Source organism: Flavobacterium bizetiae (assembly GCF_024271895.1).
GTDB classification, from domain to species: Bacteria; Bacteroidota; Bacteroidia; order Flavobacteriales; family Flavobacteriaceae; genus Flavobacterium; species Flavobacterium bizetiae.
Genome location: NZ_CP091861.1, coordinates 4,543,166 through 4,556,848, shown reverse-complemented (window position 1 = coordinate 4,556,848; position 13,683 = coordinate 4,543,166). Strand labels below are relative to the sequence as shown.

Below are 13,683 nucleotides of genomic sequence, written 5' to 3'. Positions count from 1 at the left end.
ATTAGTTTAAAGGTAATTGTATACTAAAAATGGTTCCCGTTGGCTGGTTGTTTTGCACCACAATTTCCCCATTATGATTTTTAATAATCCCGTGAACTACGCTTAGTCCAAGTCCACAGCCTTTATTTGTTGTCTTTGTCGTAAAAAATGGTTCAAATATTTTGGGTTTGATAGCTTCAGGAATCCCAGTTCCCTGGTCTTCGATGGTGATGAATAAGTTTTGTGCATCACTTTCTATAATGGTTTTTATAGTAGCTTTTTTAGGAGAGGCGTGTAGGGCATTTATAAGTAAATTAAAGAAAACTTGTGTGAGTTGTACTTCATCTACTTTTGCCATGATAGTATCATTTTTAAAAACCAGTTCATTTTTGATATTTTTTTCCTGAAAGTTTTGTTTAAGAAACGACATCGCAAAAGTTACAATAGGCTTAATTTCCTGTAATTTTAATTGTTGCGGCATTTCGCAGGAAAAAAACATCAATTTTTTTACGATCTCGCGACAGTAAATAACAGAATGTATTACGGTCGAAATATCAGCATCAATTTCAGGATGAGTATTGGTACTTTTGATTAGTTCGGCATAACCTAATATATTGCCCAGCGGCGTATTGAGTTCATGCGCAATACCTGCTGTCATTTCGCCCAGAACAGACAGTCGGTCTATTCGTTCTACCGTTCGCATTAAAAGCTGTTTTTTGGCGATATTTTTAAATTTCTCCAGATAATTGCCAATTTCAAATGCAATTGTGTCAAGTAGTTTTTGTTCTTCTTTTAAAAAATCATGGGCATTGTATTTATTTTTTGGATAATGTACTTTAATATAACCTACAATAGAATTAGCAACGCGTATAATGCCAGTTTGACAAATCGTAGGAATTTCCAGTGTAGTGGATAATAAATTGTAGTCCGGAACCTGTATTTCAACAATAGCATCATCGCTGTAATGCCAGGCCTTTTTTGTACTGATTATTATTTTTTTTAAAGTGTTTTTTTCTATGGATGTTGTTCGGGATATTGTTTTAGAAATCTCATAAAGGCAGGTTAATTCTTTAACTCTCTCCTGAAGTTTTCTTTCTGTAAGAATAAGTTTCATTAATTTGTAGGAAATTATTTATAATGATTTTAAATTAAAACCAAAAGTAATTCAATATTTTATATAAAGAATATTAATTATGATTTTATTTAACTATTTGAAAACAAACTAAATAGAAATTGATTATTCGTCTTATTCTAATATACTAATAACTTTTAATGGCATTCGTATATCATTTTTTGATCTATAAAAACGCAAAATAAAATGTAAGAATTGTATTTGAATGAAAACGCTTTTTAGTTAGATCATTTTATAAACATATTAAATCCTGATTTTTATGTTTTTTTCTGTCATCCCTGCAAAAAGTCTTATTTTGATACTTTAATGTCTTGATTAGGGAATGGAAGAGGAGGGATTGAATTAATTTTGAATTTGTTGTTACAGAGCTGTTTTTTAAGAAAATAAATAGACTGTAATACTTAGAATGATCCAATTACAAATAAAATCCACAATATGAATGCTTCTAGTTTTGACCTGGAGTTTGAGTTAAATATAGGCGAGATCCGAAAGTTGAATAAAATGTACTTTAAAAACCTGTATAAAGACCGGGTGATCATTTTTTCAGGAATTGCTTTACTCTTTGCTGTTTTTTTCGATTTTTTCGATCTCAACGATGATATCGATTATATTATATGGCTGGTGCGCAATCTCGTGCTCATTATACTATTTTTTTCATTTCAGTATTCATTGGTAAATGCAATAAGCAGAGGCATTTTTCAATTCACTAAAAAAATACTGAAACACGATAGATTTTGCAAAAAATACAAATTCAGTTTTACCAATTCAAACATTTGCGTTCATTCGCCCATGGGAGAAATTGTTCATAAATGGAGTCAGATTGAAAAAGCGATATTAACCAAGGATTTCTTTTTTCTTTATATAAAAGACAGAAACCGCTATATTATTTCTATTTCGAATAAAGACAATAATGACCGAAAAATGGACGAGTTAATTGCTTTTGTTGAAAGTAATGTCACTCGGGTTACAAAAGTCTAGTCCTGAATGGTTTAAAAAAAAACCTTAATCTGTTTGTTTTAAACCTTATTGTGTCATCGTGTTAGGATTGACTAAAGTATCTTTGCCAAAATATTTAAAGTGATTGATTATTAGTGTTGTAGTTCAGTTTGTTAAAAAAAATAAACCAGCTACATTCTGATACATTTAGAGAAATTAAAGATGGAGAAAGAAAGAATTTTAGTGCGTGATAATAAAGGAGTTTTTTTAAAGATGTTTAAGAGAAGGTTCAAAAGTGAATTTGATTTTTTTGAAAATCCTTTTTTGTATCAAAATGAAAATGAATCAACAGAATTTGACCGATCTATTTTTGTGGTCTATGATAAGTCTGAACTGGTAGAATTTTTGCAATTAGAGAAAAAAGGATCAAATGTTTTGGTTTGTTTGTTTAATAAACAGCTTCATGACAGTTTATCTTTTTTACAAGAAGTCAAAAGTTTAATCTTGCTAGACAGTTCAAAGACAAGATTTGAAATTATTAAAGAATTAAAATTATATTTTCAGGGTAAAGATGTAAGACCGGAAAAGCCGGAAATGAATTTTCCCGCTTCGAATATAATTTCGACACAGTTTAATAGTTTCTATAAAGCGTTATTTTTTCTAATGTAAATTAGGTTTATTATAATTCGGTTTCCAATTAAGTAGTCATAATTGGAGTAAAAAAAAGCAGGAATCTTATTTTAAGATATCCTGCTTTTTTTTATAAGAAATACGAATAAAATGGATTATTTCATTTTATAAATTTCAGACCCGGCGAGTAAAAAACATCCTAATCCGTAATCTTCAAAATCCGGAATTTTATCATAAGATAAAGGCTGACCGTCTTTAGGTTCTTTTCCTGTCGATTGCAAATAGCCTAAAAAACCATTCGTGTGCAAACTTTCGGTTGTCATAGCATTCCATGCTTTCTGAATAACCGGCAGGTAAGTTTCTTTTTTCAAAATCCCACTGTTGATTCCGTAAGCCATTCCATAAACAAATAATGCCGTACCCGAAGTTTCTTTTTCTCCAAAATTAGTTGGATCATGCAGGCTTACATTCCAGAAACCATCCGCTCTCTGAATCGGAACCAAAGCAGCAGTCATCGCTTTTAGATCTTTTACGTATTGTGCCCTGTGCGGTGCATTTTCAGGAATAATCGTTAGTACTTTTGCCAAAGCGCCAATTACCCAGCCATTTCCGCGGCTCCAGTAACAATCTTCGCCATTAGGTTCTTTGTACGGAGGATCAAAATCAGCATCACGCCACCACAAACCATCTTTAGGATTATAAAGCCCGTGATCGCCATGTTTATCCCTTGAGTACATATACATTTGGTACATTTTTTCGAAATAGCGATTGTCTTTTTCTAAAACTCCCAATTTGGCAAAAACCGGCATTCCCATTTGTATCGCATCAATCCACGACCAGTCGTCTAGTTGAGGAGTGTTTAAAAGCATATTAATATTCGCTTTCGTGTTCTTCAGTTTTTTAGGATCCGGCTCCAGATTATACAAATCGATATAGGTTTGGGCTGCACAATAATTATCGGCATTTCGGGTAGTATTTCCGCCATTAAATCCCCATTTATGAAACTCAGACCAGGCGTAGGCATAATCATAATAAGCTTCTTTAGGATAAATTTCGTGTAAGGCCATCAGTCCTTCATAATACACTCCGCGCGTCCAGATATTACTGGGACGTTCTTTATTGGTAATGATTGTTTTTCCTGTTTCAGGCCATTTCTGCATAAAATAATCATTGGCAAGCATCATTTGTTTGAGCACCAATTTTTTATCAAAGGGCTGTTGAGCATGGGCTGAATGAGTATATGAAAGGCATATAGCGAAAAATAAAAGTAATTTTTTCATTTTAGTATTCGTTATTTTAATAATTAGTTCTGTTGTTTGAGTGGGGTAATTGTAACCGGACCTAATAATCCAGATGGCATAGGTTCCCATTTTGTGGCATCGAATTTTTTATAATCTTTATCGACCATATTGATTTCGTAAAAAATCTTCCATTCTTCGCCCTTCAGTTCTTTATCTCTGATTCTGTTGGCAGAGAGATTCGTAACCTGAATTTTGAGTTTGTTTTTTCCTGATTTTAGTTTGTTAATATTCAATTGATAAGGAACTGACCACGCTGTACCAATAAATTCATCATTAAGCCAGACTTTGGCACTTTCGCGAACATCTCCTAAATTTAAGCTCCATTGATCTGCTTTAGCATTTGGTTTGTCAAACTCTAAGGTATAAGTTGCGCTTCCGGAAAATGCCTCCGCTTCGGGACTTAATTTTGTCCAGGATTCAAGATGCGATACCGTTGCACTTGCAGGCAATTGCGGACCGCCTTTGTCAAAAGTTATTTTCCAGTTTCCTTTTAAAGCAATGGCATCAGCAGAAGCTTCATAATAATTCCATTTTTTTTGCGAAGCCGTATTTTCTGTTTTTAGAAAATAAGATTGACCCGGTGCTATTTTAATTTTAACTAATGTTGTAGTGGCATTTTTAGTAACAACTGCATTGCCATAATCTCTCGTTAACGGATCGAAAATTACCACTTCCTTATTCCCAATCTGAAGCGGAATAAAAGTTTCTATTGTTTTTGGAGTATGATTGACCAAATAATATATTTTTTCGCCATCGATAGCTCTTCGGGTATATTTTAAACCGGTATCAACAAGCGTTTCAGGATACAACTGTGCACTTTCTAAAGCTTTAAAAACATCCGGAGCAGGCTGGATAAGTTCTTTATTTGTGGCTAAAAGATTTTGAAGTTTTTCTTCCTGTTTTTTATAATCATTAAATCCGGGAACCGATTCCGGTAATCCTTCAAAAATAATAGATCCGCCTGCTTTTTTAAGTTCAATTAATTTTTGCAAAGTAGCAAGCGGCATTTTTTTACAAGACGGAATAATCAGCGATTTAAAGCTGCCGCCCGGTAGCATTATTTTCCCATTCACCACTTTTGCATCAGCTATAAAGTTGTCAGAGATAAAATCTACACCATATCCTTTTTTTATTAAACTTTTTGTGGTGTCATAAAAAGAGGTATCGTATAACCATTCTGATAAAGAATGTATTTTGAACTGAAAGAACAAATTGCCTTTTTGATATTTGTCCCATGTATCAAAAATGGGCCAGTAAAGCAGGATTTCATTATCCGGTTTTCCTTGTTGCAACAAAGACTGGCAATTGGAGATGTAAGAGAATAAAGCCGGAGCGTCTTCCCAAATAGCATTATTGGCATTAAAATTTACAGAAGCATAAAATTGCCATCCCGGCCATGCAGCTCTTTCTGGCGAATAAGTAGATCCGTGCAGGAAAACGTGATTGACCCCGTTGAGCATTAAATCTTCGACCTCAGGTTTGCATTGCGATAATGCCGTTTTAAAATGTTCTCTAAGCCACGTAAAAGTCTCTGATGAAACCAGATTTTTGCCCGATATATGAGCAGCCGACGAGGAGAATTTCAGCATTACCGGATCAGCATCGCCTTCGCGAATATCTTCTTTTTCACGTCTGAAACCCGGAATATCAAAAGGCATTGATCCAAAAGTTTCGCATTCAGGAATATCTGCCGAGGCATATAAATCGATGAGATTGCCGGGAGAACCATGCGCCTGAAGTTTGGTTTTAAAGTTTTTAGAATGTGCCCATTTTGTCCATGATAAATCAAATTTATTCAGTAATAAATCGCCAATCGTTTGCCTGTAATCACTTCTGATTCTGTTACCAATTTCATTATCAGTTTCATTCAGCAAAAGAGGTAGTTCTTTTTTAAGGTCATAACCACGTAAGGCTTTAAATTCTTCGAAAAAATTCGGAGTAAAATCAGTTCCGTAAACTTCAAAACTATCATTAAAAATAGCCCTGATTTTTCCTTCGCGACCTTTAAAAGCGGTATTAAAAGGCACTACATAAGCATTAAGAGCTTCCTCAGAATAATGGTCTAAAGTATATCCTTTTCCGCCCGGTGCAGCCCTTTTTACTTCCTGTCCTGTTTTTCCGCTAAAAACGGCATAAATAGTATAATCTTTTTTATTGGCTTTCCAGTTCAGTTTGTTTGGTTCTGATGTATCGGGTAAAGCAACGTGATTGCCTTCAATTCCTTTGTCTTTGGCATTCACTTTATTCTTCTTTAACTGATCTGTTAAGTTGATATAAGTACCATCACTTGCATAAGCTACAACATACAAAAGGTCGGCAGGTACTTTTTCTTTGCTGTTGGTAAGTGTAATATTTTTATTGAAAGTCTCGTCCTTCTTTACAGGATATTTTTCTACAATTAGTTTTGAAGCTGCATGAGGCAAAGTGACATGCGAACCTCCGTAAGGCCAGCCTGTTCCTAAAACCATATCGACCTGCATGTGCAGACTATCAGCAATATGAATAGTATAATCCAGCATTTCCATCCATTTTGGAGAGAGATAATCGATAAAATTATTTTCTTCTCCTTTTACACCATATATAGGAGTGATCTCGACACCGCCAATTCCGGCTTTGTAAAAGTCAGTAAGGCTCTTCTTCAGGTTGGGTTTATCGACAGCACTTCCCATCCACCACCAACGCGTCCAGGGCTGATTAATGTTGGTTGATTTTGGCCAGGGAGAACCGGATGTTTCCTGTGCAAAAGTGCTGAGGGCGCAGGAAAAGAATAATGTAATAAAGAGGTTTGATTTGGTTATTTTCATTATTTTACTCAAAAGTTTTAGTGGTTACTAAATTAATCACTTCACATTATTAAAAAATTATGCCAGGACAATTTTATAGTAGTAATAAAAGTAAAAGTATTAGTATCGTATCAAAAGGCTATCCTGTAGCATCCTGTTTTTGGTAATTATATCCAAAAATGAAATACTTAATGAATGTACCTACTTATTTTATAATTCTTCTTTTTTTATAAAAATAAATATCAAATGATAAAAAATATTTTATTTAAATTTTTGATATGATATTTATTATTCTTTCAATTTATTTAGCGATTGTAAATCAGTCAGTTGTGGGATTTTTGTCTTAAAATAAATATAAAAACCCTATAAGACGCTGAAATCTAACAGGATACTACAGGATGCCACGAATACAAGTTCTGGATAAATTTGAAAAAACTATTAAACTAACCAAAATTTAACTTTTATGAAAAACAAGCTTAATCTTTTGCTGATTATGGCCTTCTTTGCTTTGCTGCACGGATCGGTTTATGGGCAAGAAAAAACGGTTACAGGAACAGTTACTGATCCGTCTAAACTCTCTATTCCGGGAGCCAATGTAATTGTGAAGGGAACCAATAGAGGAGCTAGTACTGACTTTGATGGAAAATTCAGCATAAAGGTATCTGAAGGAGAAACCCTGGTTTTTTCTTTCGTGGGATTTTTGAAAAAAGAAATAAAAATAGGAGCTTCAACTACTTACAATGTTTCTTTAGATGCAGAGAGTTCAAACTTAAATGAAGTAGTAGTGATAGGGTACGGAACCCAAAAGAAAAAATTAACTACAGGTGCCATTTCAGGTATTAAAACAGAAAACTTTACAGAGCGACCAATTTCCAGAATCGATCAGGGATTAATAGGGCAGGTAGCCGGTGTTCGTGTCAAGCAAACAACGGGTTTACCGGGTCAGCCTTTTAGTATCGAAATCAGGGGATCTGGATCAATTACGGCAGGAAATGAACCTTTGTACGTGGTAGACGGATTTCCTATTTATACAGAAGGATCTAACAGCAATGGTGGATTTTCAAGCGGAAGCCCTTTAGATAATATGAACCCAAATGACGTAGAATCTATTGAAGTATTAAAAGATGCAGCAGCAGCTTCTATTTACGGATCAAGAGCTTCAAACGGAGTAGTTTTAATTACCACTAAAAAAGGAAAAAAAGGGAAAACAAAATTCACTTTTAATATGTATGGTGGTGTAAATAAAGAAGCCAACAGAGTAGATATGTTATCTGCACAGGGATGGATCGACAGGGCAAAAACGATGATCGATTCGCAATGGGTAGGATCAGGAATTGCAGGAGCTTCGGCAAGTCAGAACAACGCAGAGAGAATTGCCGCTTATAATGCTAAAAACCCAACTGCGCCTCTTAACACAGCCAATACCAGATATTATACTTATTTGTACGATGAAAGATGGGACATTCCGGGACATCCGGGACTTGATTATATCGACTGGCAGGATAAAGTTTTCCGTACAGGAGAATTCAACAACTATCAATTATCGGCTTCGGGAGCTACAGATGTAGTGAATTATTATGTATCTGCCAATTATCAAAAAAATACAGGATACATTATCGGAACGGATTATACTTTATTTTCGGCAAGAGCCAATGTTGATTTTAAATTATCAGAAAACTTTAAAACCGGAATAAACATTGCGCCATCGTACTCGATCAGAAACGATCCGGGAGTAGAAGGAAAAGACAATACGTTATTTAAAGCCCTTACGGCAACACCGGTTTTTGAAAGCGCTTCTAATGCGGCAGGAGAAAAATACACAACAAGATATGCGTGGGGAAGTAGTACAACCAATATGCTAAACGCATTGGCGAGAACAGGAAAAAACTCCATGTACAGAACTTTGATTTCTACTTATGCCAGTTATCAGTTTGTAAAAGGACTTACCTGGAAAACGACATTAAACTTTGATAACTCAGATAATACGACTGAAAGTTATACGCCAAATGATGTTCAGGCGAGTATTAGAGGGGCTTATAATACCTACAGAAGACAAAATTTAGTAAATGAAAATACCTTAAACTGGGACAAATCATTTGGAGATCATAACTTCAATGTATTGTTAGGACAGTCTTTCAGCTCATACGAAATCATGAGATCGAACTTATCTTCGGGAGCATTATACAATAGTTCAACAGTTGAAACATTGCCAACAGGATCGTTAGGATCTACAAATGCTGAAAAAAGTACTTTACTATCTTATTTTACAAGGTTGCAGTACAATTACAAAGAAAAATATATTTTATCTGCCAGTGTGAGACGAGATGGTTCTTCAAAATTTGGATCAGACAGACAATGGGGAGTTTTCCCTTCGCTATCATTAGCATGGAGAGTAAAACAAGAACAGTTTTTACAAAAAGTAGATTGGCTTAGCGACTTAAAACTAAGAGCGAGCGGTGGACTTAACGGAAGTAACAATATTGGAAGTTATGCTTCATACGCAACATTGGCCACTTACAATTATTCTATTGGAGGAGCAGCTGCAATAGGACAGGGAGCGTCATCAATCGCAAACCCTTCATTGCATTGGGAAGAATCAAGAAGTGTTGATTTTGGGTTAGATTTTGGAATTCTAAAAAATAGACTTTCAGGAACGTTTGAAGTATACAGAAAAAATAATAGCGAATTATTATTAAGAGTGCCTATCGTTGGGGCGACTGGATTTACAAGTTATCTTACTAATGTTGGTGAGGTACAAAATCAGGGTTGGGAATTTGAATTGAGTTCTCTAAATGTGAAAACGCCTAATTTTGAGTGGAGAACATCAGCAAACTTAAGTCACAACGAAAATAAAGTTTTGGCATTGGGACCAGGTCAGTCTAAAATTGAAATTAGTAATGCCTACGACGGAGGAATTCCGTTTGTAAAATTAGAAGTAGGAAAACCAATGTATACCATATTTGGATTACAGCAAAACGGAGTAGTAACTCAGGCTGATATCGATGCAGGCGGAACTACAATTGGAGGGAACAAATTAGTATTGGGAGATCCTCGCTATATTGACCAGAACGGAGATAAAAAAATTAATTCAGATGACCGTGTCGATCTAGGAAATCCAACTCCAAAATATACTTGGGGAATCACGAATACCTTCAAGTATAAAGATATCGACGTAAATATTTTAGTTCAGGGACAAAACGGAGGAACTGTTTACGGATTAACAGGAAGAGCGATTGATCGTACCGGAATGGGTTCTGTTGAGAATTCACTTAATGTAGATCCATCTGTAAGAGGTAACTGGAGAACTTCTTTTGGATATCAGGCCAATTCAGACTGGTTGTACAAGTCAGATTATGTGAGTGTTAGAAATATCACCATTGGATATAACCTAAGACAAGCCATTAAAGGTTTAAGTAGAATCGATAATATGAGACTTTATGTAACAGGAGAAAACTGGTTCTATTGGAACAAATATAAAGTAGGTTTTAATCCTGAAGCGGTAAATACTTCAGCAAGTTCAAACAGCGATTTTTCTGTACCGGTAGATTATGGAGGAGCTCCTTTGGCAAAATCTTTAGTGATAGGACTTAACATTAATTTTAATTAAAATAAAATGAAAAAATATATTTATTTACTAACAGTAGTATTGGCAATGACATCCTGCACGGATGAATTGAATCAGTTGCCTTTATCTCAGGGAACAATCGAGAATTTCTATGCTACACCGGGCGATTTTGTTCAGGCCAGAAATGCTACATATTCAGTAGCTTTTCACGGACTAAGCACTTACGGTTACGCCAACAGGGTTTTAAATTTAAGCGAAGTAAGATCAGATAATTTGCTGGCAACAACACAAGCCTCAAGAGATTGGGAAGGAATTAATAGTTTCTATACTTCGATAAGTTCTAACACTTACGTGAAAGAAGCCTATCTGAGTAATTATAATGCTATTAATAAAGCCAATCAGTTATTAGAGAAAATCGCCGAAAAAGGAGATCAGATTTTTACGAATCCTGCTGAAAAAGCTTCAATGATTGCCGAAGCCCGTTTTCTTAGAGCATTCTGCTACTTTGATTTAGTAAGATGGTTTGGTAGAGTTCCGTTAATGGAAAAAACAATGACCGCGACCGAAGCTGCAAAAATTCCAAGAACTCCGGTTGTAGATGTTTATAAATTAATTATTTCAGATCTTGAACAAGCGATCCCGGATCTTGCTCCTTCATACGATGCAGCCAATTACGGAAGAGTTACCAAATACGGCGCAAAAGCATTATTAGGTCTTGTATACATGACGCGTTCAAGTCCAACATATAATATTGATGGTGCTACATTGGGATTAAACGAATGGGATAAAGCTTATCAACAATTAAATGATATTAAATTAAGTGGTTTATACGCTTTTGGAACAGATTATGAAACTATTTTTAAAGTAGAAGGAATTACCAATAAAGAAAACGTATTGACGATTCCGTACACTCAAAGTTTACCGCTTGCCGTTGGAGGTAATTTTATGGTAGAGTTAGGGTACGAGCCTTATTTTGCTTCAGTAAATTTATCAGCACAGGGAGCTCTTGAAGCAAAACCAATTTCGACAGGATTTCTGAATTTATTTGCCGAAACAGACAAAAGAAAAATTTACGGTATCGCAACCAGTTATACAGTGGCAACAGGAACTTATAAAGGAAGTTATACATTACCGGTTTTTAAAAAATACATTGATCCTGCGAGATACGGAAACGGTCGTGAAGATTGGGGTGTAGATTTTATGGTAACGCGTTACACAGATGTATTAATGCTTATGGCCGAGTGTACACTTCACGGTGGCGGAGGTTCACAGGCAGAAGTAGATGATATTGTAAATAAAGTTAGAACAAGAGCAGGAGTTCCGGCAAATGCTTCTAATATTACTTTGGATGATTTGTTTACAGAAAGAAGAAAAGAATTTTTCTCTGAAGGAACAAGATGGTTTGACCTGATCAGATCAGGAAAAGCAGTAACGACTATGAACGCCTGGAAAGCGGCAGAAGATACAGAGGGAAAAATCAGAACAATCGAAAACAATTCGTTGTTATATCCAATTCCGTTATCAGAAATCTTAGCCGTTCCTGGACTTTACGATCAAAATCCGGGTTACGATTAATAATTGGAGTCTTTTTTATTTTTGTTTTTTGAAAAAAAGCTGTCTTTTCAGGCAGCTTTTTTTTAGTTTTAAAATTGAAAATAAACAGGAAAGCACAGGATACCTTTACCGTTTAACTGTTTTAAATTTAAAGTTTTAGTATTAAAAAATATTCAGATGATGTACTTAAAAAGATTTCTTTTATTTCTACTGGTTTTTAGTGTAAAATACTCCATTTCTGCACAGGTAAAATTGCCCGCTTTAGTAGCCGATAATATGGTTCTACAGCAAAATGCAAAAGTTAATTTGTGGGGATGGGCAGCGCCAAACGAAAAAATAACCATTCATTTAGGATGGAACAATCTTCCGGCAGAAGTTATTGCTGATACCAATGGAAATTGGAAAACAGCAGTTACAACACCTTCGGGGAGCGAAAAAGCGTATGATATTACTATTAATGCATCCAATACAATTGTATTAAAAAATGTCTTAATTGGCGAAGTCTGGCTTTGTTCAGGTCAGTCGAATATGTTTTTTCCTGTGGGGAGAGAAGATAAAACATGGAAAACCGGAGTTAAAAATTATGAAGAAGAAGTCAAAAATGCCTCATTTCCTAATATTAGATTATTCACCGTGGCATTAAATGCTTCGCAAACGCCTCTTGAAGATGTTACAGGAAGCTGGAAAGTTTGTACGCCGGAAAGTATTCAGAACTTTTCTGCCGTGGCTTATTTCTTTGGAAGAGATTTATATCAAAAACTAAATGTTCCTATTGGATTAATTTCGACTTCATGGGGAGGAACAAAAGCAGAAGCGTGGACCGCTCAAAGTGTTTTAGAACAAGATGTTGCCTTTTTACCCATTTTGCAGGAAGATGCCAAAAATGAAAAATTATATCAGGAAAAACTGGAAACTTACTATTTAAACCTGACCAACGAACGAATTGCAGCTGCTGCAAATGCCGAGAAAGGGCAATTGAAAAAACCTAAAAAAGAAGCCAACAAAACCTCGTATGTTTTATACAATGCAATGCTTCATCCTCTGGTAAATTATACCATAAAAGGAGCCATTTGGTATCAGGGCGAAAGCAATTCAGGAAAAGCCTATTTGTACCGATCCTTATTTCCAGCAATGGTAAAAAGCTGGAGAGAAGAATGGAAACAAGGCGATTTCCCTTTTTATTATGTACAAATTACACCTCACAAAGGACAAACTCCTGAAATACGTGAAGCACAATTAATGTCTTTAAAAACAATCTCGAATAGTGGAATGGCCGTAACGACAGATGTTGGAGACGCCAATAATATTCATCCAATAGACAAGCAAACAGTAGGCTACAGACTGGCTTTGATTGCGCGCGCTAAAACCTATGGAGAAAATAAACTCGTGTATTCAGGACCTATTTTTAAAGAAATGAAAATTAAAAAACAAAAAGTACAATTGTTTTTTGATTACGCCGAATCAGGTTTAAAGAAAAATGGAGAAAGTCTAAAAGAATTTGAAATAGCAGGAGAAGATCAGGTTTTTTACCCTGCCGATGCCAAAATTGAAGGGAAAACAGTGGTAGTTTCTTCTTCAAAAGTAAAAAATCCAATAGCCGTTCGTTTTGCCTGGAAAGCCATTCCGGAGCCTAATTTATTTAATAATGAAAATTTACCCGCTTCACCTTTTAGAACAGATGATTGGGAAAGTAATACAGATAAAAAGTAAAAAAAACATTGTGGTTATTTTTTTGAAACACGTAGAAACATAGCTTATAGGGATTAAAAAAAGGCATTTCATTTATTTTAAATTCACATAGCT

8 protein-coding genes are annotated in these 13,683 nt (G+C 35.1%); 5 read left to right on the top strand and 3 right to left on the bottom strand.

Features of this window, described 5'->3' with window-relative positions:
• Nucleotide 1: 1 nt before the first annotated feature.
• Complete coding sequence (locus L0669_RS19005) at nucleotides 2-1,093, bottom strand: sensor histidine kinase (protein WP_263759420.1); 1,092 nt, start codon at nucleotides 1,091-1,093, stop codon at nucleotides 2-4.
• Nucleotides 1,094-1,612: 519 nt separating this feature from the next.
• Here L0669_RS19005 and L0669_RS19000 point away from each other — a divergent pair.
• Together L0669_RS19000 and L0669_RS18995 are read left to right on the top strand one after the other, a co-directional pair.
• Entirely contained in the window at nucleotides 1,613-2,089 is a 477-nt protein-coding gene (locus tag L0669_RS19000) for a hypothetical protein (RefSeq protein WP_263759419.1), read from the top strand.
• 180 nt (nucleotides 2,090-2,269) lie between these two features.
• Nucleotides 2,270-2,716 (top strand): hypothetical protein, encoded by a 447-nt coding sequence (locus L0669_RS18995; protein WP_263759416.1) that lies wholly within the window; start codon nucleotides 2,270-2,272, stop codon nucleotides 2,714-2,716.
• A 116-nt stretch (nucleotides 2,717-2,832) separates the two neighbouring features.
• Here L0669_RS18995 and L0669_RS18990 read toward each other — a convergent pair whose 3' ends face one another.
• Both L0669_RS18990 and L0669_RS18985 read right to left on the bottom strand, forming a co-directional pair.
• Entirely contained in the window at nucleotides 2,833-3,957 is a 1,125-nt protein-coding gene (locus tag L0669_RS18990; protein ID WP_263759413.1) for a glycoside hydrolase family 88/105 protein, read from the bottom strand.
• A gap of 23 nt (nucleotides 3,958-3,980) precedes the next feature.
• A complete protein-coding gene (locus L0669_RS18985; RefSeq protein ID WP_263759410.1) occupies nucleotides 3,981-6,782 on the bottom strand; it encodes a glycosyl hydrolase in 2,802 nt (933 codons plus the stop codon).
• A 442-nt stretch (nucleotides 6,783-7,224) separates the two neighbouring features.
• Here L0669_RS18985 and L0669_RS18980 point away from each other — a divergent pair, with 442 nt between their 5' ends.
• The 3 genes from L0669_RS18980 (at nucleotide 7,225) to L0669_RS18970 (ending at nucleotide 13,590) form a co-directional block, all read left to right on the top strand.
• Nucleotides 7,225-10,368: a SusC/RagA family TonB-linked outer membrane protein gene (locus L0669_RS18980; protein WP_263759409.1), complete on the top strand. Its 3,144-nt coding sequence runs from the start codon at nucleotides 7,225-7,227 to the stop codon at nucleotides 10,366-10,368.
• Nucleotides 10,369-10,374: 6 nt separating this feature from the next.
• Nucleotides 10,375-11,901, top strand: coding sequence for a RagB/SusD family nutrient uptake outer membrane protein (locus L0669_RS18975; RefSeq protein ID WP_263759408.1), 1,527 nt, complete (start codon nucleotides 10,375-10,377; stop codon nucleotides 11,899-11,901).
• A gap of 156 nt (nucleotides 11,902-12,057) precedes the next feature.
• Nucleotides 12,058-13,590 carry a sialate O-acetylesterase gene (locus tag L0669_RS18970; protein WP_263759406.1) on the top strand — a complete coding sequence of 511 codons (1,533 nt, stop codon included), beginning with the start codon at nucleotides 12,058-12,060 and terminating at the stop codon, nucleotides 13,588-13,590.
• The last annotated feature ends 93 nt before the right edge of the window (nucleotides 13,591-13,683 follow it).

Bases quoted from the DNA above. Each gene is read 5' to 3' on its own strand.
- L0669_RS19005 (WP_263759420.1), bottom strand. From the start codon at position 1,093: ATGAAACTTATTCTTACAGAAAGAAAACTTCAGGAGAGAGTTAAAGAA.
- L0669_RS19000 (WP_263759419.1), top strand. From the start codon at position 1,613: ATGTACTTTAAAAACCTGTATAAAGACCGGGTGATCATTTTTTCAGGA.
- L0669_RS18995 (WP_263759416.1), top strand. From the start codon at position 2,270: ATGGAGAAAGAAAGAATTTTAGTGCGTGATAATAAAGGAGTTTTTTTA.
- L0669_RS18990 (WP_263759413.1), bottom strand. From the start codon at position 3,957: ATGAAAAAATTACTTTTATTTTTCGCTATATGCCTTTCATATACTCAT.
- L0669_RS18985 (WP_263759410.1), bottom strand. From the start codon at position 6,782: ATGAAAATAACCAAATCAAACCTCTTTATTACATTATTCTTTTCCTGC.
- L0669_RS18980 (WP_263759409.1), top strand. From the start codon at position 7,225: ATGAAAAACAAGCTTAATCTTTTGCTGATTATGGCCTTCTTTGCTTTG.
- L0669_RS18975 (WP_263759408.1), top strand. From the start codon at position 10,375: ATGAAAAAATATATTTATTTACTAACAGTAGTATTGGCAATGACATCC.
- L0669_RS18970 (WP_263759406.1), top strand. From the start codon at position 12,058: ATGATGTACTTAAAAAGATTTCTTTTATTTCTACTGGTTTTTAGTGTA.